Source organism: Streptomyces sp. NPDC006743, from assembly GCF_040703815.1.
GTDB lineage: Bacteria > Actinomycetota > Actinomycetes > Streptomycetales > Streptomycetaceae > Streptomyces.
This window is the reverse complement of record NZ_JBEYJA010000002.1, coordinates 133,552-158,595: the sequence shown is the minus strand read 5'-3', so window position 1 is coordinate 158,595 and position 25,044 is coordinate 133,552. Positions and strand designations below refer to the sequence as shown.

At 74.4% G+C, this 25,044-nt stretch carries 17 protein-coding genes and 1 pseudogene; 14 read left to right on the top strand and 4 right to left on the bottom strand.

The window, feature by feature from the left end:
- Positions 1–230: 230 nt before the first annotated feature.
- Entirely contained in the window at positions 231–1,403 is a 1,173-nt protein-coding gene (cobT, locus tag ABZ719_RS02195; protein ID WP_366723346.1) for a nicotinate-nucleotide--dimethylbenzimidazole phosphoribosyltransferase, read from the top strand.
- Between the two features lie 258 nt (positions 1,404–1,661).
- A complete protein-coding gene (locus ABZ719_RS02190) occupies positions 1,662–3,431 on the top strand; it encodes a phosphatidylglycerol lysyltransferase domain-containing protein (protein ID WP_366723345.1) in 1,770 nt (589 codons plus the stop codon).
- Between the two features lie 363 nt (positions 3,432–3,794).
- On the opposite strand, the pseudogene ABZ719_RS02185 reads toward ABZ719_RS02190, so the two are convergent.
- Positions 3,795–4,535: pseudogene (locus tag ABZ719_RS02185) on the bottom strand (hypothetical protein); the annotation flags it as partial.
- Between the two features lie 193 nt (positions 4,536–4,728).
- Between ABZ719_RS02185 and ABZ719_RS02180 the strand changes: the two are divergent.
- Together ABZ719_RS02180 and ABZ719_RS02175 are read left to right on the top strand one after the other, a co-directional pair.
- Complete coding sequence (locus ABZ719_RS02180) at positions 4,729–5,544, top strand: adenosylcobinamide-GDP ribazoletransferase (protein ID WP_366723500.1); 816 nt, start codon at positions 4,729–4,731, stop codon at positions 5,542–5,544.
- An 87-nt stretch (positions 5,545–5,631) separates the two neighbouring features.
- Positions 5,632–6,441: an RDD family protein gene (locus ABZ719_RS02175; RefSeq protein ID WP_366723344.1), complete on the top strand. Its 810-nt coding sequence runs from the start codon at positions 5,632–5,634 to the stop codon at positions 6,439–6,441.
- Here the strand turns inward: ABZ719_RS02175 and ABZ719_RS02170 are convergent.
- Positions 6,401–7,216, bottom strand: coding sequence for an endo alpha-1,4 polygalactosaminidase (locus ABZ719_RS02170; RefSeq protein WP_366723499.1), 816 nt, complete (start codon positions 7,214–7,216; stop codon positions 6,401–6,403). The two genes, ABZ719_RS02175 and ABZ719_RS02170, sit on opposite strands and share 41 nt — an antisense overlap.
- A gap of 549 nt (positions 7,217–7,765) precedes the next feature.
- On the opposite strand from ABZ719_RS02170, the gene ABZ719_RS02165 reads away from it, so the two are divergent.
- From ABZ719_RS02165 to ABZ719_RS02135, 7 genes are all read left to right on the top strand, one after another.
- A complete protein-coding gene (locus ABZ719_RS02165; RefSeq protein WP_366723343.1) occupies positions 7,766–9,292 on the top strand; it encodes a leucyl aminopeptidase in 1,527 nt (508 codons plus the stop codon).
- A 343-nt stretch (positions 9,293–9,635) separates the two neighbouring features.
- Positions 9,636–11,024 carry a dihydrolipoyl dehydrogenase gene (lpdA, locus tag ABZ719_RS02160; protein ID WP_037855847.1) on the top strand — a complete coding sequence of 463 codons (1,389 nt, stop codon included), beginning with the start codon at positions 9,636–9,638 and terminating at the stop codon, positions 11,022–11,024.
- A 61-nt stretch (positions 11,025–11,085) separates the two neighbouring features.
- The gene (sucB, locus tag ABZ719_RS02155) at positions 11,086–12,921 is read left to right on the top strand and encodes a 2-oxoglutarate dehydrogenase, E2 component, dihydrolipoamide succinyltransferase (RefSeq protein ID WP_366723342.1); all 1,836 of its coding nucleotides are present in this window, start codon (positions 11,086–11,088) and stop codon (positions 12,919–12,921) included.
- A gap of 261 nt (positions 12,922–13,182) precedes the next feature.
- Positions 13,183–13,806: a GntR family transcriptional regulator gene (locus tag ABZ719_RS02150; RefSeq protein ID WP_037855842.1), complete on the top strand. Its 624-nt coding sequence runs from the start codon at positions 13,183–13,185 to the stop codon at positions 13,804–13,806.
- A 381-nt stretch (positions 13,807–14,187) separates the two neighbouring features.
- The gene (gene aceE, locus ABZ719_RS02145; RefSeq protein ID WP_366723341.1) at positions 14,188–16,890 is read left to right on the top strand and encodes a pyruvate dehydrogenase (acetyl-transferring), homodimeric type; all 2,703 of its coding nucleotides are present in this window, start codon (positions 14,188–14,190) and stop codon (positions 16,888–16,890) included.
- 163 nt (positions 16,891–17,053) lie between these two features.
- The gene (locus ABZ719_RS02140) at positions 17,054–18,229 is read left to right on the top strand and encodes a WYL domain-containing protein (RefSeq protein WP_366723340.1); all 1,176 of its coding nucleotides are present in this window, start codon (positions 17,054–17,056) and stop codon (positions 18,227–18,229) included.
- A 221-nt stretch (positions 18,230–18,450) separates the two neighbouring features.
- On the top strand, positions 18,451–18,969 hold the full coding sequence (locus ABZ719_RS02135) for a DUF4240 domain-containing protein (protein ID WP_366723498.1): 519 nt from the start codon (positions 18,451–18,453) through the stop codon (positions 18,967–18,969).
- A gap of 54 nt (positions 18,970–19,023) precedes the next feature.
- On the opposite strand, the gene ABZ719_RS02130 is transcribed toward ABZ719_RS02135, so the two are convergent.
- Positions 19,024–19,785, bottom strand: coding sequence for a peptidoglycan recognition protein (locus ABZ719_RS02130; protein WP_366723339.1), 762 nt, complete (start codon positions 19,783–19,785; stop codon positions 19,024–19,026).
- Positions 19,786–20,359: 574 nt separating this feature from the next.
- On the opposite strand from ABZ719_RS02130, the gene ABZ719_RS02125 reads away from it, so the two are divergent.
- Complete coding sequence (locus ABZ719_RS02125; protein WP_366723338.1) at positions 20,360–21,553, top strand: MarP family serine protease; 1,194 nt, start codon at positions 20,360–20,362, stop codon at positions 21,551–21,553.
- 75 nt (positions 21,554–21,628) lie between these two features.
- Here ABZ719_RS02125 and ABZ719_RS02120 read toward each other — a convergent pair whose 3' ends face one another.
- On the bottom strand, positions 21,629–22,207 hold the full coding sequence (locus ABZ719_RS02120; RefSeq protein ID WP_366723337.1) for a GNAT family N-acetyltransferase: 579 nt from the start codon (positions 22,205–22,207) through the stop codon (positions 21,629–21,631).
- An 89-nt stretch (positions 22,208–22,296) separates the two neighbouring features.
- On the opposite strand from ABZ719_RS02120, the gene ABZ719_RS02115 reads away from it, so the two are divergent.
- Both ABZ719_RS02115 and ABZ719_RS02110 read left to right on the top strand, forming a co-directional pair.
- Positions 22,297–23,193, top strand: coding sequence for a TIGR01777 family oxidoreductase (locus tag ABZ719_RS02115; protein WP_366723336.1), 897 nt, complete (start codon positions 22,297–22,299; stop codon positions 23,191–23,193).
- A gap of 350 nt (positions 23,194–23,543) precedes the next feature.
- On the top strand, positions 23,544–25,043 hold the full coding sequence (locus ABZ719_RS02110; protein ID WP_366723335.1) for an NAD(P)/FAD-dependent oxidoreductase: 1,500 nt from the start codon (positions 23,544–23,546) through the stop codon (positions 25,041–25,043).
- Position 25,044 lies beyond the last annotated feature (1 nt).

Here is a 25,044-nt window from a genome sequence, read left to right as displayed (position 1 = left end):
GGTCCGGCCGCCCGCTGCCGACAATTCCCCGTAAAGGTGCAAAGGGAACGTATGGGATCCATGTCCCGGGCGGGAAGACGCCGTACGGGTGCGCCGCGGAGGCGGAACCGGGAGGCAGCCGGGCGGCCGGGGGCAGCGGTGCCGCGGCGTGGCGTGCGGGTGGTGGGGCGGAGGGGCGACATGAGGACGTGGCTCCGTCCTGTTCGACCGGGGCCGGTACTGTTCGGCGAATGAGCTCGCTGAATCTCGACGACTTCACCGATCTGATCGAGCGCCCGGACGGCGGAGTGCGCCGTGACGCCGAGGCGCGCAGGGAGCGTCAGATCGTGCCGCCCGGTGCGCTGGGCCGCCTCGACGACCTGGGTGAGTGGCTGGCCGCGGCGCAGGGCTCCGTGCCGGTGCGGCCGGTCGAGCGGCCGCGGGTCGTCCTCTTCGCCGGTGATCACGGGGTCGCCGGACTCGGTGTGTCGGCCCGTCCGGCGGGCGGTGCCGAGCAGTTGGTGCGGGCGGTCCTGGAGGGCGCCCGGCCCGTGTCGGTGCTGGCCCGGCGGCACGGTGTGCCGGTGCGGGTGGTGGACATGGCCCTGGACTGTGCGCCCGAGACGCTGCCCGAGGACGTCGTACGGCACCGGGTGCGGCGCGGCAGCGGACGCATCGACATCGAGGACGCGCTGACCACCGAGGAGGCCGAGGCGGCGTTCCGGGCCGGGGTCGCGGTGGCCGACGAGGAGGCCGACTCCGGTACGGACCTCGTGGTGCTCGGTGACATCAGCGTGGGCGGGACGACCCCGGCGGCCGTGCTGATCGCGGCGCTGTGCGGGACGGACGCGTCGGTGGTGACCGGCCGGGGCGGCGAGGCGATCGACGACCTGGCGTGGATGCGCAAGTGCGCCGCGATCCGGGACGCGCTGCGCCGGGCACGGCCGGTGCTCGGGGACCAGCTGGCGCTGCTGGCGACGGTCGGCGGGGCCGACCTGGCCGCGATGACGGGCTTCCTGCTCCAGTGCGCGGTGCGCAAGCTGCCGGTGGTCCTGGACGGGGTCGTCTCGGCGGCGTGCGCGCTGGTGGCGCAGCGGGTGGCGTTCCGGGCGCCGGACTGGTGGCTGGCGGGGCACAGCAGCGGGGAGCCGGGGCAGGCGAAGGCGCTGGACCGGATGGCGCTGGAGCCGCTGCTGGAGCACGGGGTGCGCGTCGGGGAGGGCGCGGGGGCACTGCTGGCGCTTCCGCTGGTGCAGGCCGCGGCGGCCCTGGCCGCCGAGCTGCCCGAGGGCCCGCCCGAGGACCCGGCGGACGAGCCGGAGAGCCGAGCGGACGGGACCGAGGACCGAGCGGACGGGGCCGAGGACCCGGAGGACCGGACCGGGAGCCCGGCGGACGAGAAAGCGGGGTCCGGGACGGAGTGACGCCGGGCGGGTGGTCACGGGCCATGGGGTCCGGGACGGAGTGACGCCGAGGCCGGGGTCACGGGTCCCCGAGGCTCGGACGGAGCCTGCCGGGTCTGTGGTCAAGGGCCGCTGGGGCCGGAACGGAGTGTTCCCGAGGCCGGGGTCGCAGGCCACGGAGGCCGGAGCCTCCGTGGAGTCCGCGCCCGCTCGGGGGGTGCGGCGCGACGCGCGTCCGTGCCGCCCCCCGTCACGTGTGCGCCCATATGATCAGCTTTCATGGGAGATGCCCGAGTCGCACCTGTTCGCCCTCGCCCCGGTGCAGCGGTCTCGCGGCGGGCCGCCGCGTGGGCCGTCTGGTATCTGCGGGCCGTCGCGTTCGTCAACTTCCTCAGCGCGGTGTGGGTCTCCCTGGGCCAGGACGTACGCCGGCACAACCAGCAGAACCTGTTCACCCCGTACCTGCTCACCGCCGGCTTCGCCTCCGGCGTGTTCGCCTCCTTCCTGGCCGTCACCATGCGGCGGCGCAAGCGGGCCGCCTGGATCCTGAACCTCGGACTGAGCGGGCCGTTCCTGGTGCTGTTCGGGCTGGCGCTGTCGCTCCCCGAGATCCGCCGCTCCGCGCAGAACTGGATCTCCCTGGTCCTCACCGCCGCCTTCGTGGCCGCCCTGCTGCTGGGGCGGCGCGAGTTCTACGCCAAGGGCGACCGCGCCAACCCCCGGCTGGCCGCCGGCGTCGCCGCGGCCGGCCTGCCGACCGCCTCACTGCTGGCCACGCTGCTGGTGACGGCGACCAACCAGGCGCCGGACGCGGCCCGTTCGACGTACCTCGAACGCTGGCACTACGGCACACTGCGGCTGGTCTCGGTCGCCGCGCCGGAGGCCCGTTTCCCGGGCATCGCCACCCCCAACTGGGCGAACGTCGCCATCAACGTCATGTCCACGGCGCTCGTGCTCGCCGTCCTGTACGCCGCCTTCCGGTCGCGGCGCGCCGTCGACCCGCTCGGCGCGGACGACGAGAAGCGGCTGCGCGAGCTGCTGGACCGGCACGGCGAGCGGGACTCGCTCGGCTACTTCGCGCTGCGCCGCGAGAAGAGCGTCGTCTGGTCGCCGACCGGGAAGGCCGCCGTCGCCTACCGGGTGGTGGGCGGGGTGTCACTGGCCTCCGGGGATCCGCTGGGCGACCCGGAGGCGTGGCCCGGCGCCATCGGACCGTGGCTGGCCGAGGCGCGGGCGCACGGCTGGATCCCGGCCGTGATGGGCGCGAGCGAGGAGGCCGGCACGGTGTACGCGCGCCACGGGCTCGACGCCCTGGAGCTGGGTGACGAGGCCGTGGTGGAGGTCGCCGAGTTCACCCTGGAGGGCCGGGCCATGCGGACCGTGCGGCAGGCCCACAACCGGGTTCGGCGGGCCGGGTACACGGTGCGCGTCCGGCGGCACGAGGACATCCCCCCGGGCGAGATGGCGTCCCTGGTGCGCCGGGCGGAGGACTGGCGGGACGGGCCCACCGAGCGCGGGTTCAGCATGGCGCTGGGCCGGCTCGGCGACCCGCAGGACGGACGGTGCGTGATGCTGGAGTGCCACGACGCGCACGGCGAGCCGCGGGCCCTGCTCTCCTTCGTGCCCTGGGGACCCCGCGGCCTCTCCCTCGACCTCATGCGCCGCGACCGGGACGCCGAGAACGGGCTCATGGAGTTCATGGTCATCGAACTGCTCCGCCGCGCCCCGGAGGTCGGGGTCACCCAGGTCTCGCTCAACTTCGCGATGTTCCGGTCGGTCTTCGAGCGCGGCTCGCGCCTCGGCGCCGGGCCGGTGCTGCGGGTGTGGCGCTCGCTGCTCGGCTTCTTCTCCCGGTGGTGGCAGATCGAGTCGCTGTACCGCGCCAACGCCAAGTACCGGCCCGTCTGGGAGCCGCGGTTCCTGCTCTTCGAGAAGAGCGCGGACCTGCCGCGCATCGGCCTGGCGGCGGCGCGCGCGGAGGGTTTCCTGACGGCGGGGCCCAGCGCCCCGGGCCTGCCGGCCACACGGACGGCGGCGAGGCAGTCCTGACGCAGACCCGACGTGTCCCCGCGGGACACGGCCTGACGAGTACGGCCTGACGGACACGGTCCGGCGGAAACGGTCTGCCGAGTCCGGTCACTCGGACGTGCGGCGGTCGGGGTCCGCCTCCGGGCCGGGTCCGGACGCGGGGCCGGAGGCCGTACCGGTACCCCGATCCGTCCCCCTCCCTGAAGCGGTACCCGGATCCGTACCCGTGCCACTGCCCGGATCCGTACGCCTGCCCGGATCCGTACGCCTGCCCAAGGCCGTGTCCGTGCTCGACGCCGCACCCCTGCCCGCATCCGTGCCCCTGCCCGCATCCGGGCCCGCGTCCGGGCCGGCCCCCGGGGCCGCCGGTGCCAGGGCCCTCGGCCGGGTGTCCGGCTTGCCGCCGATCCAGTCCTGCAGGGCGCGGCGGGGCGCGGCCCAGCGGCGGTCGTGGCGGTAGGCGCGCAGGTCGGCGCGGGCCCGTGCGCGCGGGCGGTGGCGGTAGAAGCGCCTGGCCCAGTAGGAGCCGGGCCGGGCGAGACGGACGGCGGCGACCAGGGCGAGGAAGGGCACGATCGCGCCGAAGACGGCCAGCCGCAGCTTGCCCTTGCTGAGGGCCACCAGCGAGAAGAGGAAGTTGACGGCCACCCCGGCGATGACCGAGCCGCGGTCCTGGAGTTCGCCGGGGGTCACGTCGTTGACGCCGAACGGGGAGAAGCCGGCGAGGACCAGACCGACCAGGGCCGCCGTGAGGACCACCACCTCGACGCTCTTGCGGCCCGCCTCCGTCCAGTAGACGTCGTCCAGGTGCAGGATGAGCGCGAACTCGTCCAGGACCAGGCCCGCGCCCACGCCGAAGACCACCGCGAAGACCGACGTGCCCACGCCGTGCCGGTTGCTGGTGGCGACCGCGCCGAAGCCGCCGGCGACGGTGAGGACGACGCCCGGGACGACGTGGTGGATGTGCAGCCCACCGGCTCTGACGTTCCCGAAGGGGCCCTTCCCGGCGCGGATCAGGCGGGTGATGACCCGGGTGACCACGAACGTGGCCACGAACGCGCCCAGCGCGAGGAGCAGGGGCAGTTTGCCGGGTTCGACGATGTTGCGGTACAGCCAGTGCCCCATGTATGCAGTCTGCCCCGCCCGCGGGGGCGCCGCTCCTCCACCGGCGGCCACCGGCCGTCCGCCGAAGCACCGCCCGACCGCGAGGCGAGCCGCGGCGCCCGACCACAGGCGAGCCGCGGCGCCCGACGACAGGGCGAGGCGAGGCGCCCGCCGCCGGGGGTCGCACGGGGTCCCGTAGGCTGCCTGCGTGTCCGTGTCCCCGCCCTCCTCGCCCGGGTCGCCGCCGTCCTCGTCGGGGGCGGTGCCGCACGGGCTCCGGTTCGCCTTCGGCACGTTGACCGTGCTGCCGGTGCGGGTGATCCGCTGGGACCGCCGGGCGGCCCGCGGCGGGATGTTGTGCGCCCCGCTCGCCGGACTCGCGACCGGCCTCGTGGCGGCCGCCGTGGGTCTGCTGCTGCTCTTCCTCGGCGCCGCACCGCTGCTCGCCGCCGTCGCCACCGCCGCCGTGCCCGCCGCGCTGACCCGCGGTCTGCACCTGGACGGGCTCGCGGACACCGCCGACGGGCTCGGCAGCGGCAAACCCGCCGAGGACGCGCTGCGCATCATGAAGCAGTCGGACATCGGCCCCTTCGGCGTCATCACCCTGCTGCTCGTGCTGCTGGCCCAGGTGGCCGCCCTGGCGCAGGCCTACGCCGGCTCGTGGGCCCGGGGCGCCCTGGCGGCCGTCGTCGCGGCGACCGCCGCCCGGGTGGCGCTGACCCTGGCCGCGCGTGCCGGGGTGCCCGCCGCGCGACCGGAGGGCCTGGGGGCGGCCGTCGCCGGAGTGGTGCCGGTGCCCGGCGCGCTCGCCGCGGCGCTCGCCGTCACCCTGGCGGCGGGCGCGGCCGGCGCGGCCCTCGGGACGGGCACCGCCCTCCTCTCGGCGGGCGCCGTGCTCGCCTCCCTGGCCGCCGCCGAACTCCTGCTGCGCCACTGCACGCGCCGCTTCGGCGGAGTGACCGGTGACGTCTTCGGGGGCCTCGCCGAGACGGCGGCGACCTGTGCGCTGGTCGTCCTGTCACTGGGCTGAAACGATTCCCGCCGACCCTTTCGACCCTCCGTCCGCCCTCGGTAGGCTGAACGGCCGAACAGACATGAGCGGGATCGGGGGACGTCTGTGCCGAAGCTGCGCCGTGCCATGGCCTGGTCGATCGACTTCGCGCTGGTGGTCGCCGCGGCCGCCGCGCTCGCCGTACTCACCTTCCACCGGATCTCCCTCCTCGTCACCGACGTACCGGAACTGGCCACCCGCGGCGGCCTGGACCTGCTCGGTTCGCGCGGTGACGTCATCGGCAGCTCCGAGCACCTCGGGCTGTCGCTGTGGAACAAGGCGGTGCTGTACGTGGAGCAGGCGTTCGCGCTGCTGGTGCTCGCCGCCTTCGTCTACCAGTGGGCCTGCCTCGCCCTGACCGGGCGGACGGTGGGCAAGGCGCTGCTCGGCCTGAAGGTCGCGCCGCTCTCCCCGCTGTCCCGGCGGGCCCGTTCGGCCGCGCTCAGGGCCGCCGTCACCACGGCGGCCGACGTCGCCGTCTACGCCGTGGCCTGCGTCCTGCTGATCGAGGGGCACTTCCTGCTGTCGGTGCTGGTGTGGGCGCTGGCCGTGCTGCTCTTCCTCGTCAACGCCCTGCCGGTGCTCTTCCCCGCCCGGCGGTCGCTGGCCGACCGGGTGGCGCGGACGGCGGTCACCGGCCTGTGGCTGCGCGCCCCCGGCGCACCAGCCGGCGCGGGCGCCCCCGGCGCAGCGGTCCCCGGCTTCCCCGCGCCGCCCACCGGACCGGACTTCACCCCGCCGCCCGGCCCGGGTTTCCCGTCGCCGCCCGCCGGACCGGGTTTCCCGTCGCCGCCCGCCGGACCGGGTTTCCCCGCGCCGCCGGGCGGTCACGGCTTCAGCACGCCTGGCGCCACGCCCCCAACTCGTACTTCTTGAGCAGCGAACTCAGCTTCAGGCGGCGGGACTGCGCGCAGAAGCGGCTGGTGGGCAGTTCGTACTCGACGTGGAACACCGCCTTGCCGGCCGCGACGAACGGCTTCAGGCCGTCGCACTCGCCGTACTGCGCGCACTGTTCGTCGACCGCGAAGTCGAAGTCCCCCACCAGCTGCGGGATCTGGCCCAGGTCGTTCTTCAGGCCGACGGACATGCCGCGCTCGTGGGCGAGGGAGGCGACGAGGCGGTTGTAGCGCAACTGGTCGGCGGCGGTCAGCGGGAAGCCGGTCCGGTTCTTGTAGCCGTCCATGTTGTCGGGCTCCACCGCGTCGAAGCCCTTGTCCCGGCACATGTCGAGGCGGGCGGCCATGAGGGGTTCCAGTACGTCGGTGCGGCGGATGTCGAGCCAGCGTTCGCCCTTCCAGCCGTTGCCCTTGCCGAGCACCGCCTCGGGGAACCGGTCCGCGTCGGGCCGGAAGTCCTCCCAGGCGCCGGTGGAGACGTAGCAGATGACCTTGCGGCCCGCGCGGTGCAGTCCGGCGACGGTCTCCTTCGAGTGGTCGAACCCGTCGATGTCGTAGACGGCCACGTCGACGGAGGTGTCGAGCCGGCCGCTGAGCTGCCACTGCCACGTGGTGCCCGGGCGGGGCCGCCAGCGGTCCGCCGGACTCGCGGCGGCGCCCGGAGAGTGCGTGGCGCGGCCCGTGGAGCCGTCCTCGGCCGGGCCGCCGTCACCGTCCGCCCGCCCCGCGCATCCGGTGAGCAGCAGCAGGAGCAGGGCGGCGAGGAGGACCGGGCGTCCTGCCGGACGGGCCGGGCGGTGGTCCGCGGGGCGAGTGGGGTGATCTGTGGGGGTGTGCACCCGACGATCATCTCCGATGCCCCGGAGAGCTGCGGACAGAAGGGGAGTCCGATCGGCGCGCGGTGTCCGGTGCGTGCGATCGCAAGGCGCCGGAAGGTCCTTGTGGCGGAGCTGTCAGGGCCTTTCGGCAACGCCGCGAGCGTGCGTGCCGGGCGTCGCGAGCCCGGGCTCCCCTTCCGTCCGCAGCTCTAAGTGCCCCGCCGCCAGGGGAGTTGCCGTGCCGTACGGCCCCGGTGCACCGGGGCGCGGGGCGCCGGACGAGGACCCGCCACCCCCGGACGGCGCCCGCGCGACGGATCCCCGTCCCGACGCGCGTAGGCTCGTGCCGGGTGTTTGCCTGCCCGGGTGAAGACCGCACCGCAGGAGGAGTCGGGTCCGACAGGGCCTTAAGGTCGGTCGCGGGGCCCGGTCGACCCACCCGCATTCGGCCAACCACCTTTCACAGGGAAGCGAGAAATCACCACCGTGACTGCTCTCACTCTCAGCACCGCCGCGGCGCCCGGCCTGCGCGCCGACGCGATCGTCGTCGGTGTCGCCAAGGGCGCCAAGGGCCCGGTCGTCGCACCGGGTGCCGAAGCCGTCGACGCCGGCTACGACGGCAAGCTCGCCGACGTCCTGGAGACCCTCGGTGCCTCCGGGGCCGAGGGCGAGGTGACGAAGCTGCCCGCGCCGTCCGGTTTCAAGGCCTCGCTGGTGCTGGCGGTGGGCCTGGGCGCGGAGCCCGAGAAGGACGCCGGGTTCGACGCCGAGGCGCTGCGCCGGGCGGCCGGTGTGGCCGCCCGCGCCCTCAACGGCGCGAAGAAGGCCGCGTTCGCGCTGCCGCTCGCGGATGCCGCGGACGCCGGTGCCGTCGGTGAGGGCGCGCTGCTCGGCGCGTACTCCTTCGACGCGTACAAGGAGAACGGCAAGGACGCCAAGGGCCGGGGCGGCAAGGCGCCGCTGGCCGACGTCGTGCTGCTCGGCGGCAAGCCCCGCGACAAGGCGTACAAGGCGGCGATCGAGCGTGCCACCGCCGTCGCCGAGGAGCTGAACCGCGCCCGCGACCTCATCAACACCCCGCCGAACGACCTCACCCCGGCCGCCTTCGCGGCGCTGGCGCAGGACGCGGCCAAGGCGCACGGCCTGAAGATCCAGGTGCTGGACGAGAAGGCGCTCGCCAAGGGCGGTTACGGCGGCATCCTCGGCGTCGGCGCCGGCTCGGCGGCGGCACCGCGTCTGGTCAAGCTGTCGTACACCAGCCCGAAGGCGACGAAGCACCTGGCGCTGGTCGGCAAGGGCATCACCTACGACTCGGGCGGCATCTCGCTCAAGCCGGCCGGTCACAACGAGACGATGAAGTGCGACATGAGCGGTGCGGCCGCCGTGTTCGCCGCCGTCGTCGCCGCCGCCCGCCTCGGCCTGGAGGTCAACGTCACCGGCTGGCTGGCGCTCGCCGAGAACATGCCCTCCGGTTCCGCCACCCGCCCCGGTGACGTGCTGCGCATGTTCAGCGGCAAGACGGTGGAGGTGCTCAACACGGACGCCGAGGGCCGGCTGGTGCTCGCGGACGCGCTGTGGGCGGCCTCGCAGGAGAAGCCGGACGCGATCGTGGACGTGGCGACCCTGACCGGCGCGATGGTGCTGGCGCTCGGCAGCCGCACCTTCGGGATCATGGCGAACGACGACGCGTTCCGCTCCGCGATCCACGAGGCCGCGGAGGAGGTCGGCGAGGCGGCGTGGCCGATGCCGCTGCCCGAGCACCTGCGCAAGGGCATGGACTCCCCCACCGCCGACATCGCCAACATGGGCGAGCGGATGGGCGGCGGCCTGGTGGCCGGTCTGTTCCTGCGCGAGTTCATCGGTGACGGCATCACCTGGGCCCACCTGGACATCGCGGGTCCGGCCTTCAACGAGCAGGGCCCCTTCGGTTACACGCCCAAGGGCGGTACGGGCAGCGCGGTGCGCACGCTCGTCCGGCTCGCCGAGCTGACGGCGGCGGGCGACCTGGGCTGAGGCCCTTCCCCACCGGGGCGGCCCCGGGTGCGCGACGCACCCGGGGCCGCCCCGTGCCCGGCGGGCACCTCGTGCGTCCGGCCGGCCGGCCCCGGGCACGCGGCCGGCCGGACGCGGTGGCCACGGCGGTCCGTCGTCGCGGTCCCGGCGGTCCGTCGCGGTGGCCGCGGCGGGTGGGATGTCTCACACCCCGGCCCCGCGTCTCGTTCACCCCCGACAAGTGCGAAGATGGGCGACGGCAGGACAGGGCCCCCACCCAAAGGGCCGAAGAACGAGCGGCCGGACACAAGCCGCCCGCCGGTCAGCGACGACCGGCACGGCGCACATGCATGGAGGACGTGACGTGGCGAACGACGCCAGCACCGTTTTCGACCTAGTGATCCTCGGCGGTGGCAGCGGCGGTTACGCCGCGGCCCTGCGCGGGGCGCAGCTGGGCCTGGACGTCGCCCTGATCGAGAAGGACAAGGTCGGCGGTACCTGCCTGCACCGGGGTTGCATCCCCACCAAGGCCCTGCTGCACGCGGGCGAGATCGCCGACCAGGCCCGCGAGAGCGAGCAGTTCGGTGTCAAGGCCTCCTTCGAGGGCATCGACGTCCCCGCCGTCCACAAGTACAAGGACGAGGTCATCTCGGGCCTGTACAAGGGTCTGCAGGGCCTCATCGCCTCCCGCAAGGTGACCTACATCGAGGGCGAGGGCCGGCTGTCCTCCCCGACCTCCGTCGACGTCAACGGTCAGCGGATCCAGGGCCGCCACATCCTCCTGGCGACCGGATCCGTGCCGAAGTCCCTGCCCGGCCTGACCATCGACGGCAACCGCGTCATCTCCTCCGACCACGCCCTCGTCCTGGACCGCGTGCCGAAGTCCGCGATCATCCTCGGCGGCGGCGTGATCGGCGTCGAGTTCGCCTCCGCGTGGAAGTCCTTCGGCACCGACGTCACCATCGTCGAGGGCCTCAAGCACCTGGTCCCGGTCGAGGACGAGAACAGCTCCAAGCTGCTGGAGCGCGCCTTCCGCAAGCGGGGCATCAAGTTCAACCTCGGCACGTTCTTCGAGAAGGCCGAGTACACCCAGGACGGCGTGAAGGTCACCCTCGCCGACGGCAAGGAGTTCGAGGCCGAGGTCCTGCTCGTCGCCATCGGCCGCGGCCCGGTCTCCCAGGGCCTGGGCTACGAGGAGGCCGGGATCGCGATGGACCGCGGTTACGTCCTCGTCGACGAGTACATGCGCACCAACGTCCCGACCGTCTCGGCCGTCGGCGACCTGGTCCCCACCCTCCAGCTCGCGCACGTCGGCTTCGCGGAGGGCATCCTGGTGGCGGAGCGCCTGGCCGGTCTGAAGACCGTTCCGATCGACTACGACGGTGTCCCCCGGGTGACGTACTGCCACCCGGAGGTCGCCTCCGTCGGTGTCTCCGAGGCCAAGGCCAAGGAGATCTACGGCGCGGACAAGGTCGTCGCCCTGAAGTACAACCTGGCGGGCAACGGAAAGAGCAAGATCCTCAAGACCGCGGGCGAGATCAAGCTCGTCCAGGTCAAGGACGGTGCCGTGGTCGGCGTCCACATGGTCGGCGACCGCATGGGCGAGCAGGTCGGCGAAGCGCAGCTGATCTACAACTGGGAGGCGCTGCCGGCCGAGGTCGCGCAGCTCATCCACGCCCACCCGACGCAGAACGAGGCGCTCGGCGAGGCCCACCTGGCCCTGGCCGGCAAGCCCCTCCACTCCCACGACTGAGCCTTCGGTCAACGGGCGCGACGACACAGACTTCCGTACTTCGTAAGGAGCAACCGAAACCATGTCGGTTTCCGTAACCCTGCCGGCGCTCGGCGAGAGCGTCACCGAGGGCACTGTCACCCGCTGGCTGAAGGCCGAGGGCGAGCGCGTCGAGGCCGACGAGCCGCTGCTCGAGGTCTCGACCGACAAGGTCGACACCGAGATCCCCTCGCCCGCCGCCGGTGTGCTGGCCTCCATCAAGGTCGCCGAGGACGAGACGGTGGAGGTCGGCGCCGAGCTGGCCGTCATCGACGACGGCTCCGGCGCCCCCGCCGCGGCTCCGGCGCCCGCCGCCGAGGCCGCCCCCGCCGAGGCCGCCGAGCCCGCGCCGGCTCCGGCCGCCGAGGCCCCCGCCGCCGAGGCGCCCGCTCCCGCCGCCGAGGCCCCGGCCGCGCCGGCCGGTGCCGCCGAGGGCACCGACGTGGTCCTGCCCGCGCTGGGCGAGTCGGTCACCGAGGGCACCGTGACCCGCTGGCTGAAGTCGGTCGGCGACTCCGTCGAGGCCGACGAGCCGCTGCTCGAGGTCTCCACGGACAAGGTCGACACCGAGATCCCGGCGCCCACCTCCGGTGTGCTCCTGGAGATCGTCGTCGGCGAGGACGAGACCGCCGAGGTCGGCGCCAAGCTCGCCGTCATCGGCGCTCCGGGTGCCGCTCCCGCCGCTGCCCCGGCCGCCCCGGCCCCGGCGCCCGCCGCCGAGACCCCGGCCCCGGCCGCCGCCCCGGCCCCCGCGGCTCCGCAGGCCCCGGCCGCCCCGGCCCCGGCCCCGGCTCCGCAGGCCCCCGCGGCCCCGGCTCCGCAGGCCCCCGCGGCCGCCCCGCAGGCCCCCGCCCCGCAGGCTCCGGCCGCTCCGGCTCCGCAGGCTCCGGCCGCCCCGGCCCCGGCCGCCGCTCCCGCGGCTCCGGCTCCCGCCGCCCAGGCGACCGACGAGGGCGCCTACGTGACCCCGCTGGTGCGCAAGCTCGCCGCCGAGAACGGCGTCGACCTGGGCTCCGTCAAGGGCACCGGCGTCGGCGGACGCATCCGCAAGCAGGACGTCCTCGCCGCCGCCGAGGCCGCGAAGGCCCCGGCCGCCCCGGCCCCCGCCGCCGCTGCCGCGCCCGCCGCGAAGAAGGCCCCCGCCCTGGAGGCCTCCCCGCTGCGCGGCCAGACCGTGAAGATGCCGCGGATCCGCAAGGTCATCGGCGACAACATGGTCAAGGCCCTGCACGAGCAGGCGCAGCTGTCCTCGGTGGTCGAGGTCGACGTGACCCGGCTGATGAAGCTGCGGGCCAAGGCGAAGGACTCCTTCGCCGCGCGTGAGGGCGTCAAGCTCTCCCCGATGCCGTTCTTCGTCAAGGCCGCCGCGCAGGCGCTGAAGGCCCACCCGGCCATCAACGCCAAGATCAACGAGGCCGAGGGGACCATCACCTACTTCGACACCGAGAACGTCGGTATCGCGGTGGACTCCGAGAAGGGCCTGATGACCCCGGTCATCAAGCACGCCGGTGACCTGAACATCGCCGGCATCGCCAAGGCCACGGCCGAGCTGGCGGGCAAGGTCCGGGCGAGCAAGATCACGCCCGACGAGCTGTCCGGTGCGACCTTCACCATCTCCAACACCGGTTCGCGCGGCGCCCTGTTCGACACGATCATCGTGCCGCCGGGCCAGGTGGCGATCCTCGGCATCGGTGCCACGGTCAAGCGTCCGGCCGTCATCGAGACCGAGGAGGGCACGGTCATCGGCGTCCGCGACATGACCTACCTGACCCTCTCCTACGACCACCGCCTGGTGGACGGCGCCGACGCGGCCCGTTACCTGACGGCGGTCAAGGCGATCCTGGAGGCGGGCGAGTTCGAGGTCGAGCTGGGTCTGTGACCCGGGCCGAGGGTCCCGACGGCGTCGGGACCGGCCTGTGACCTCGTCCCCACACGGGAAGAGCGGGTGCGGCGCCCCCGTCCGGAGCACTCCGGACGGGGGCGCCGCCGTTTGCCGTTTCTTGGCCATCACGGCGTGTAAGCCTCGTCTCACCTGCGTGAAAGCGCCCGTATGCGCCCTTCCGCCCCGCGCTGACCGCCGTATTGTCTAAGCGTCAACGCCCCCGGGGGCCGCCGCCCGGTCCCGCTTTAAGGAGCCTCCATGACCGCGCCCGTCGTCCACTCGCTGCGCGAGCAGATCCGCGAGCACATCGTGGAGGGGATCGTCAGCGGGCGCTGGAAGCCGGGCGAGCGGATCGTGGAGCGGCGGATCGCGACCGAGCTGGAGGTCAGCCAGACCCCGGTGCGGGAGGCGCTGCGCGAGCTGGAGTCGCTGCGGCTGATCGAGTCGGCCCCGAACAAGGGCGTGCGGGTGCGCAACCTGAGCGCCGCCGACCTGGAGGAGAGCTACCCCGTCCGGGCCGGTCTGGAGGCCATCGCGGCGGAGCTGGCGGCCGAGCGGCTGGCCGAGGACTGCTCGGCCCTGGAGCCGCACGTGTCCGCGCTGTACGAGGCCGACCGGCGGGCCGACGGCACCGCGCAGGTGCGGCACACGGTGGGCTTCCACCGGGAGCTGGTGCGCGCGGCCGGCAACTCGGTGCTGCTGCACACCTGGGAGGGCCTGGGCATCGAGGTCTTCACGGCGCTGTCGATCCGCTGGCTGGGCACCGTCCAGCAGTCGTACGCGGAGGAGCACGAGGAGCTGGTGCAGGCGTTCCGCAGGCGGGACGCGCGGATCGCGGAACTGGTGAAGGCGCACGTCCTGGGCTGCGCGCCGCGCCCGTGACGCACGTCCTCGGGCTGCGGGCCACACGTCCGTGACACCGCGTCCGGGCTGCGCACCGCGTCCGTGACCCCCCGTCCGGGCTGCCCCACCGTGTCCGTGAGCCGTCGGTCCCCCGCCCGACCAGTCGAGCACTTCGCCGCTCACCTGCGAAAACGCTTCGAAAACACGGCACCGCGTGCCTGTTCGAAAGGCACCGGGTGCCGACTTTCTCGTAATCAAGAGGTTTTGACCCTCAACCCTTTGATCGATCATCGATCAGGGAGTTACAGTCGGCGACGGGCTTCTACCCAGAGCCCCTCAAGCCCTGTCCTGCCAAAGACCTAGGGCACCCCCGAACCCTTGCAGATGAGGGAACCCCCTTCGACTGAGGAAGGCGGCGACATGACCGACCCCAACGCCATCCAGCCGAGCGAGCTCGACCAGCTCCCGGACCGCGACCCCGAGGAGACCGCCGAATGGCAGGCCTCCCTGGACGCCGTTGCCAAGGCGGCCGGGCCGCACCGTGCCGCGTATCTGATGCGCCGCACGCTGGAGCGTGCCGAGGGCACTGGTGTCGCCCTGCCGAAGCTCCTGGAGACCGACTACGTCAACTCCATCCCGACCGCGGCCGAGCCGGCCGTCCCCGGTGACGAGGCCATGGAGGCCCGCATCACCGCGTGGAACCGGTGGAACGCGGCGGCGATGGTCACCCGCGGCTCCAAGTACGGCGTCGGCGGCCACATCGCCACCTTCGCCTCGGCGGCATGGCTGTACGAGACCGGCTTCAACCACTTCTTCCACGGCAAGGAGGGCGACGGCTCCGGCGACCAGCTGTACATCCAGGGCCACGCCTCCCCCGGCATCTACGCCCGTGCCTTCCTGGACGGCCGCCTGACCGAGGCCCACCTGGACAAGTTCCGCCAGGAGGCCGGCGGCAACGGCCTGCCGTCCTACCCGCACCCGCGCCGCCTGCCCTGGCTGTGGGAGTTCCCGACCGTCTCCATGGGCCTCGGCCCGCTGTCGGCGATCTACCAGGCGCGCTTCAACCGCTACCTCACCAACCGCGGCATCAAGGACGTCTCCGCCTCGCACGTGTGGGCGTTCCTCGGTGACGGCGAGATGGACGAGCCCGAGTCGACGGCCGCGCTCGCGCTGGCCGCCCGGGAGCAGCTCGACAACCTCACGTTCGTCATCAACTGCAACCTGCAGCGCCTGGACGGCCCGGTCCGCGCCAACTTCAAGATCGTGCAGGAGCTGGAGGCCCAGTTCCGCGGCGCCGGCTGGAACGTGGTCAAGTCGCTGTGGGGCACCGCCTGGGACGAGCTGTTCCAGCTCGACACCACGGGCGCGCTGCTGCGCCGTCTGCGCCAGGTGCCGGACGCGCAGATCCAGACGTACCAGACCCGCGACGCGGCCTACATCCGCCAGGACTTCTTCGGCGCCGACCCGGCGCTCGCCGAGATGGCGAAGCTGCTGAGCGACGACAAGATCATCGAGTGCTTCCACTACTCGCGCGGCGGCCACGAGGCCCGCAAGGTCTACGCCGCGTACAAGGCGGCCCTGGAGCACAAGGGCGCCCCGACGGTGATCCTGGCGCAGACGGTCAAGGGCCACACCCTGGGCAGCGGCTTCGCCTCGAAGAACGCCAACCACCAGATGAAGAAGCTGTCGGTGGACGAGTTCAAGCAGATGCGTGACCTGCTGGAGCTGCCGATCAAGGACAGCGACTTCGTCGACGGCCAGGTCCCCTACGGCCACCCCGGTGCCGACTCCCCCGAGGTGCGCTACCTCCAGGAGCGCCGCGCGGCCCTCGGCGGCCCGGCCCCGGCCCGCCGGGTGCACCCCGTCGCGGCCCTGCCGGCCCCGGCCGACAAGGCGTTCGGCGCCTTCGACAAGGGCTCCGGCTCGCAGAGCGTGGCCACCACCATGGCCTTCGTCCGCCTGGTCAAGGACCTGGTCCGCGACAAGGAGACCGGCAAGCGCTGGGTGCCGATCGTCCCCGACGAGGCGCGCACGTTCGGCATGGAGTCGCTGTTCCCCTCGCTCGGGATCTACTCCCCCAAGGGCCAGACGTACGAGCCGGTCGACCGCGACCAGCTGATGTACTACAAGGAGGCCAAGAACGGCCAGATCCTCAACGAGGGGATCACCGAGGCCGGTTCCATGGCCGATTTCATCGCCGCCTCGTCGTCGTACGCGACGCACGGCGAGCCGATGATCCCGTTCTACATCTTCTACTCGATGTTCGGCTGGCAGCGCACCGCCGACCAGATGTGGCAGCTCGGCGACCAGCTCGGCCGCGGCTTCCTCGTCGGCGCCACGGCCGGCCGCACCACGCTCACCGGTGAGGGCCTGCAGCACGCCGACGGCCACTCCCCGGTCATCGCGGCCACCAACCCGGCGGCACTCTCCTACGACCCGGCGTTCGCGTACGAGATCGCGGTCATCGTCAAGGAGGGCCTGCGCCGCATGTACGGCGAGGCGGCCGAGGGCGAGGACCAGAACGTCTTCTACTACCTCACCGTCTACAACGAGCCGCTGCCGCAGCCGGCCAAGCCGTCCGGCCTCGGCATCGACGAGGGCATCGTCAAGGGCCTGTACCGCTTCAACACGGCGGAGTCGGCCGGTCTGACCGCCCCGGCGAACGCGCCGCGCATCCAGCTGCTCGGCTCGGGCACGGCGATCCACTGGGCGCTCAAGGCGCAGCGGCTGCTCGCCGAGGAGTGGGGCGTGGCCGCCGACGTGTGGTCGGCGACCTCGTGGGGCGAGCTGCGCCGCGACGCGCTGGAGGCCGACGCGGCCCTCCTGCGCGGCGAGGAGCGGGTGCCCTTCGTACGCCAGGCGCTCCAGGGCGCCGAGGGTCCGGTGCTGGCGGTCTCCGACTACATGCGCCAGGTCCCGGACCAGATCGCGCAGTGGGTCGAGCAGGACTACTCGTCGCTGGGCGCCGACGGTTTCGGCCTGTCGGACACCCGTGAGGCCGCCCGCCGCCACTTCGGGGTGGACGCCGAGTCGATCGTCGTCGCGGCCCTGGCGCAGCTGGCCCGGCGCGGCGAGGTCAAGGCCTCGGCGGTCAAGGAGGCCCGGGAGAAGTACGGCCTGTAACAAGTACGGCCAGTACGGCCAGTAACGAGTACGGTCTGTACAGCCAGTACGGCCTGTGAGGAGCTCGGCCCGCGAGGGCCGGGGTCCCGTCCGAAGGGGCACGGCGCGTCCGCCGTGCCCCTTCGCCGTCAGCGCTGTCAGTGGTCCCCGGCATGATGGCCGTATGCGTGCCGCCCGCCTGATCAAGATGGTGCTGCTGCTCCAGTCGCGGCAGCCGATGACCGCCGCCGAGCTGGCGCGTGAGCTGGAGGTGTCGGAGCGGACCGTCACGCGGGACGCGCAGGCCCTGTCGGAGGCGGGCGTGCCGGTGTACGCCGACCGGGGGCGGGCCGGCGGCTACCGGCTGGTGGGCGGTTACCGCACGCGGCTGACGGGCCTGGCGCGCGGTGAGGCGGAGGCGCTGTTCCTCAGCGGTGTGCCGGGCGCGCTGCGGGACATGGGCCTGGAGGACGCCGCCTCGGCGGCCCGGCTGAAGGTGTCCGCGGCACTGCTGCCCGCCGTGCGCGACGCCCCCCGCACGGCGGCGCAGCGCTTCCACCTGGACGCCCCGGCCTGGTTCCGTGAACCCACGGTGCCCCCGCTGCTGCCCGCCGTGGCGGACGCGGTCTGGAGCGACCTCGTCCTCACCGTGCGCTACCGGCGCGCGGAGGGCGCCCCGGAGGTCGTACGCGAGCTGGAGCCGTACGGGCTCGTGCTGAAGGCCGGCGCGTGGTACCTGTGCGCGCGGGTCGCGGAGCACGCGCCGGACGGCGGGCCGGGCGCGCACCGGCCGGGAACGGCTGCCCGAGCCGGAGCGGCTCACCGGGACGCAACCGCTCACCGAGCCCGGGCGACGCACCGGGACCCAACCGCTCACCGAGCAGAACCGGCCGCTCACCGGGTCTACCGGCTCGACCGGTTCACGGCGGTCGAACCGGGCGGGGAGCGGTTCGCCCGGGACGAGAGCTTCGACCTGGCCGCCTTCTGGGCGGAGCGCGCCGAGCAGTTCGCCCGCTCGATCCTGCGCGCCGAGGTGGTCGTGCGGCTGTCCGAGAAGGGGCTGCGCAGGCTGCCGCACGCCGTCGACCCGGCGGCGGCCCGCGAGGCCCTGGCCAGTGCCGGTGCCCCGGACGGACACGGCCGGACGACGGTGACCCTGCCGGTGGAATCGGAGGAGGTCGCGCACGCCCAGCTCGGCGCCCTGGGTCCGGAAGCGGAGATCCTGGCCCCCGCGTCGCTGCGGGAGCGCTTCACCCGGGACGCCCTGCGCCTGGCCGCCCTGTACGGCACCGGGAACCCGTCGGCGGCCGGCGGAGAGGAAGCACCGGGGGCGGGCGGAGCGGGCGCCGGGGTGGCGTGAAGGCGCCGACGCGCGGCAGGGGGCGGGCCCCGGTGCGCGGTGCGGGGCGGCGGGCCGCCGGTGCGCGGTGCGGAAGCCGGGCCCCGGTGCGCGGTGCGGGGCGGCGGGCCGCCGCGAAGGGCGCCCGGCGGTCCCTCGCGGGGCGGAGGGTGTAGGACGTGCAACGATCCGCCGCACTCCGCGTGCGGGGGGCGGTGCGAGGACCGATGCTTGAACCCGTGATGGACGAGACGGAGTTCTGGGAGCTGATCGACGCGACGCGCGGGGCCGCCGAGGGGGATCCCGAGGAGCAGGCCGATCTGCTCGTGGAGCGGCTGCTCGGGTTCGATCCGGAGCAGGTTCTCGACTTCGCCCGTCACTTCGAGTCCCGCTACAACCGCGCGTACCGCTGGGATCTGTGGGGCGCCGCGTGGGTGCTGCTGGACGGGGCGAGCGACGACGCCTTCGACTACTTCCGGTGCTGGCTGATCGGCCAGGGCCGGGAGGTGTTCGAGGGTGCCCTGCACGACCCGGACTCGCTCGCCGAACTGCTCGACGACTTCGACGAGGAGATCGACGGCGACGGCGAGGAACTGGGGTACGCGGCGGACGAGGCCTACGAGCAGCTCACCGGAACGGTCGCCCCCGACCTCGGCATCCCGCCCGCGCCGGCCGAACCGGAGGGCACCCCGGTCGAGTTCGAGGACGACGACGCACTGGCCGAGCGCTATCCGCGGCTGTGGGGCCGGTTCCACGACTGACGCGGACGGGGCGTGCAACCCGGTCTCAGCGCCGGGGCCCGCAGCCCGCCGGTCTCAGCGCCGGCCCTGCAACCGGGCCGCCGTCTCGCGGATCGCGGGGAGGCGGACGGTCAGCGCCGCGCCGGGGCAGTTGGTGCGGAAGCCGTCGGTGTGGCCGGCGAGCGCCGGGAGCAGCGCGGCGGTGCCCACGGGGTAGCGGGCGAGCTTGTTGCTGGAGACCAGGGTGACGCTGCCGCGCGGGTCGACTCCGGCCAGACCGAGCTTCCAGGCGGCCAGCGCGGCGATCGCGTCGGTCAGGGCGCGGGGCACGGGCGTGCCCGCCGTGAAGGTGCCGATGGCCGCGACACCGGCCGTGCGGTGGTTGAAGCCCTGGGTGTGGGCGCCGGTGACGGCTCGTTCGACGCCGCCGGCGCGGCCCTCGTAGATCGTGCCGCAGCGGTCGACGAGGAAGTTGTAGCCGATGTCGTCCCACTTCCGGGCGCCGGTCTGCCCCGCGTAGAGGTGGCGGATGATGCTCGGGCTGTCGGCGCAGGAGTAACCGTTGGGCGAGTCGGTGTGGTGGACGAACACCGCGACGACCTTGTCGTCGTAGCGCGGGGGCGGCTGCACGTGCCGCGCGGTGGCGTCCAGCCAGACCGACCGGGACATGATGCGCGGCCGGGGCGCGTGGTGCGCGAGGGCGGCCGGGCCGGGTGTCACCGTCTGCCCGGCCCACGGGCCCGCGTCCTGTGCGTGTGCTCCCGCCGGCGCCCGCTCGGTGACGGTACGCCCGGCGTCCCGTGCGCCCAGCAGCAGCGCGCCGACGGCGCCGGCCACCGGCAGGAGGCACAGCAGCGCGACGAGGGCGCGCCGCAGCAGCCGGGTGCGGCGGCGTACCGCCAGGACACTCCGCGGTTCCTGGGCGGTCCCGTCCCAACGGTCCCGCGGTCGCCGCCGCTCCGGCCGGGCCGCACTGACGGGCCGCCCCGGACCCGTCGGCCGATCCGCCCGGGCCGGCTGATCCGGACCGGCCGGCTGATCCGCCCAGGCCGGCCGGCCGGGCCGGGCCCACCGCGTCCACGGTGTCGACGGTGTCGACGGCGACCGTCCGGTGCACGGCGTCCACCGGGGCCGCCGCGTCCGCCGCCACGGGGCGCGCCGCCGCTTCGGGCCCCACGGGCGCAGGGCGGCGCGCCCTTCCTTCCCCACTCCACGCATGACCTCACCCTCACCCCCATCCGCCCCGTCCGCGATGTGTGCTGTGCCACCTGGTGGAACCATCGTCCTGGTCCGGGGCGTTTCTGTGGGTACACGTACACGTGGCCGGTTCCCGGACCCACGTGCGTGTCCGATCACGCTGATCACCGGGCCCGTCCCGCGCGTATCCGGGTCCGAGAGAAAGGCGGCATGCGTGGACCTGCTCGACCTCGTGCTGTTGCTGGTGATCGTGCTGTACGCGGCGTCCGGCTACCGGCGCGGACTGGTGGCCGGCTGTGTCTCGCTGGCCGGTTTCGTGGGCGGCGCCGTCGTCGGCGTGTGGGTGCTGCCGTGGGTGATGGACCTGGTCACCCGCGGGACGACGGCGGCCACCGTCGCCGCCGTGCTGACCGTCCTGGTGCCCGCGGTCGTGGGGCACGAACTGGCCGGGCGCCTCGCGCTGCGGCTGCGGCGCGAGCTGGACCGGGCCGGCCGCGGCCCGCTGCGCGTGGCCGACGGCATCGGCGGTGCCGCCGCCAACTCGGTGGCGGTGCTGATCGTGGCCTGGGTCGCGGCGAGCGTCCTGGGCGCCTCCTCCTCCCCCGCGGTGACCTCGGCGATACGGGACTCCACGCTGCTCGGCACCGTCCAGGACGCGATGCCGGACACCACCCCGGCCTGGTTCTCGCGGGCCACCTCCGCACTGACCGAGGCGGGATTCCCGCAGGTCTTCAACCCGTTCGAGAACGAGCCGGCGGCGGGCGTCGCCCGCCCCTCCGGCGACAGCGTGACGGCGAGCGCGACGAGCGCCGCCCGGCTCAGCACGGTCAAGATCGAGGGTTCCTCGGGCAACCAGGGCCGCGAGGGCAGCGGCTTCGTGTACGCGCGGCAGCACGTGATGACCAACGCGCACGTGGTCGCGGGCATCGACAGCCCCTACGTGCAGATCGGCGGCGTCGGGCATTCGTACGCGGCGCGGGTGGTCCTCTTCGACCCCGACCGGGACGTGGCCGTGCTCTACGTCCCCGGGCTGCGCGCTCCCGTGCTGCGCTTCGACGACACCGCCGGGCGCGGCGACGCGGCCGTGGTCGCGGGCTATCCGCAGGACGGCGGGCTGAACCTGCAGGCGGCGACGGTGGCGAACCGGATCCGGGCCACCGGCCAGAACATCTACAACGACGCCACCGTCACCCGCGAGATCTACTCGATCCGCTCCACGGTCCGGCCGGGCAACTCCGGCGGCCCGCTGCTGACCACGGGCGGCCGGGTGTACGGCATGGTGTTCGCCCGCTCGACCTCGGACGCCGAGACGGGTTACGCGCTGACGGCGGCCGAGGTGGCACCGGACGCGCAGCGGGCGGCGAGCGCCACGGCGCCCGTGGACACGGGCCGGCTGGTCGCCTCCTGACCCGTGGCGGCAGCCTGACCCGGCACCGGCCGCCCCTGACGCGCGGTCGCGTGCGGACGGGCGCGCCTCAGCGGGTCACAGCGGGCGGCCCATGAGGACGTCGTCGACGTAGACACCGTCCAGGAGGAATTCCCCGGGCTGGATCCCCTCCACGACGAAGCCCTCCGACTCGTACAGCCTGCGGGCCGGGGTGTTGGGGCCGAGGACGCGCAGGGAGATGCGGCGGGCGCCCAGCCGGCGGGCCTCCTCGACGGCGGCGCGCAGCAGGGCGCGGCCGACGCCGGCGCCGCGGGCCCCGTCGGCCACGGCGAGGCCGCGGATCTGGCGGACGTGCGCGTTGGCGGCCAGTTCGGTGGGGCGGCCGAGGCGGACGTAGCCGACGAGCCGGCCGTCGAGTTCGGCGACCAGGTGCTGCCCGGGACCCGACCGCTCGGTGAAGAACGGCTCGTACGGTTCCTCGGGGCGCGGCTGCACGGAGTGCAGCGGGGACCAGACCGCCCGGTCGAGCCGCGCCAGTACCTCCTCGTCGCCGGGCGTGGCACGGCGGATGCGCGGGACGCGGCCGCCGCCGGGCGGGGCGGCGCTGCCGGGCAGGGGCGCGGCGCTGTCGGGTATGGGGGCGCTGTCGGGCACGGGGGCGGCACTGTCGGACATGGGGGCACTGTAGGGGCGGCCGGGGTACTGCCGCGGGGTATTTCCGTGGCGGGCGGGGCGGAGGGGGCGTGGCGGGGCAGGATGGGTCCATGGAACGTTCACGCATCGCGGTGGCCGGCGCGTCCGGTCTGATCGGCAGCGCCCTGGTGCGGTCCCTGGCCGCGGACGGGCACGAGGTGGTGCGCCTGGTGCGCCGTCCGGCCCGCGGTGCGGACGAGGTCCGCTGGGACCCGGAGCGGCAGTACGTCGACACGACGGGGCTCATCGGGTGCGACGCGGTGGTCAACCTGGCGGGTGCGGGGGTGGGCGACCACCGCTGGACGGACGCGTACAAGAGGACGCTGCGGGACAGCAGGGTGCTCGGCACGGCGGCGCTCGCCGAGGCCGTCGCCGCCCTCGGCACACCGCCGCGGGTCTTCGTCGGCGGCAGCGCGATCGGCTTCTACGGCGACACGGGCGAACGGGCCGTCGACGAGGACGCGCCGCCCGGGGACGGCTTCCTGCCCTCGCTGTGCGTGGAGTGGGAGGAGGCCGCGGCCCCCGCGCAGGAGGCGGGCGTGCGGACGGTGTTCGCGCGGACGGGGCTGGTGGTGGCCCGCGAGGGCGGCGCGTGGGGGCGGCTGTTCCCGCTGTTCCGGGCCGGTCTGGGCGGCCGGATGGGGGACGGGCGGCAGTACTGGTCGTTCATCGCGCTGCACGACGAGGTGGCGGCGCTGCGCCACCTCATCGACACCGAGAGCCTGTCCGGACCGGTCAACCTGACCGCTCCGCATCCGCTGACCAACCGTGAGATCACCGCGGCGATGGGCCGGGTGCTGCACCGGCCGGCGCTGTTCCCGGTGCCGGCGCCGGTGCTGCGGGCCGCGCTCGGGGAGATGGCCGGGGACGTGCTGGGCAGTGCCCGGGTGGTGCCGCGGCGGCTGCTGGAGTCGGGGTTCTCCTTCGCCTTCCCGGGAATCGAGGACGCCGTACGAGCGGCGCTGTGAGGAGCGGCGGAAGCCGCCGTACGAACGGCCGCACGAGCAGCATGGGACGGCCGTGACCACCGGTTCCCGACCCCTCGGTTCTCCACCACCGGCGCAAGCGGTGTGCGACCGATGGGGCGAACCGCCGGTGACGCTTCTCGATGGACCCGGGTGGACCCCGGTGGATCCCGGCGGATCCCGGTGGATTCCGAAAGTCCGCGCCCGTATGCGACCGTTGTGCGACCGTGCCCTGCCGATGCGCGACTGTTCCTGACCGGACGCGGCCCTAACCTCGTGCCGAACTCGGGTATTCCTCAAGCCGGTCGCGGGCATCACCGCTCCACCGGCCGCGCAACCTCGAGGAGGGGCACGTGCTTGAGCCCGCGTACCAGGTGGATGTCGTGGTGGTGGGAGCCGGAGTCGCCGGGCTCTCCGCCGCGCACCGGCTCACCAGCGCAGGAGTAACGACCGCAGTCCTGGAGGCCGCCCCTTGCGTGGGCGGCCGTATGTCGACGGAGAAGATCGACGGCTTCCGGCTCGACCGGATCGGGCAGCTGCTGTTCACGTCCTATCCCCAACTGGGCCGCAGCCCGAGGCTGGACGCGCTCGTGCTGCGGCCCTTCGCGCCGGGGGTCCTGCTGCACAGCGACGGACGCCACCACCGCGCGGGCGCCCCGGCGGGTGGCGGAAGCGCGCGGAGCGCACTCCACGCCGTGCGCGCCCTGGCGAGCGCCCCCCGTTCTCCGGCCGCGCCGGGGGGACGGGCCGGCCGCGCCCTGCGCGCCGTCCCGCCGCTGCGGCCCCGGGCCGGCGCGGCACCGGCGGCGGCCCTGCCCGACGAGGCCGCGGGGCCCGGCTTCGCGGTACCGGGGAGCGCCGGCCGCTCCGCGGCACCGGCCGACCGCGCCCAGCCCTTCGGCATCGGCACCCCCCTGCGGCTGCGCGCCGCGCTCGCCCGTATCGCCGCCACCCCGGTCGAACGCCTCATGGCCCGGCCCGAACTGCCCGCCGGCCAGGCCCTCGCGGACCGCGGGCTGCCCGCCCGCACCGTCGACGGTTTCCTGCGCCCGCTGCTGTCCGCGCTGCTGTGCGACCCGGACCTCACCACCTCCAGCCGGTGCGCGGACCTGGCGCTGCGCGCCTTCGCCACGGGCCGGCTGTGCCTGCCGGAGGGCGGGGCCGAGGTGCTGCCGGAACTGCTCGCGAGCACGCTGCCGCCGGGCACCGTGCGCACCGGTGTCCGCGTCACCTCCGTGTCCACCAACGCGGTGACCACCGCGGAGCACGGCGAGATCCGCTGCCACGCGGTGCTGGTCGCGACCGGCGCGCGGACCGCCGCCGAGCTGCTGCCCGGACTGCACGTGCCGGACTTCCACCCCGTCACGGTCGTCCACCACACCACGGACGAGCCGCCCCTGACGGGCGGCCACCTGCTGCTCGACGCGGAGCGGGGCGGCCCGGTCGCGCACACGGCGGTGATCAGCCGGGTCGACCCGTCCCGGGCCCCGGCCGGCCGCGCCCTGGTCTCCTCGACGGTCCTGGGCGAGCCGCCGGCCGACGTCGACACCGCCGTACGCCGCCATCTGGCCCGCCTGTACGGCACCGCGACCGGGCGCTGGGAGACGCTGGCCGTCCACCACACCGCCGAGGCGGTACCGGCGATGCGGCCCCCGCACGACGCGCGGCGGCCGGTGCGGCTGCTGGCGGGCCTGTACGTCTGCGGCGACCACCGTGACACCAGCACGCTCCAGGGCGCCCTGCACTCGGCCCACCGCGCGGCGGCGGCGATCCTGGCCGACCTGGGCGCCGGCCGCCCGATGCACAGCGCGGACCCCCGCGCGACACAGGCCCCGCGGGCGGCGGCGGCCTGAC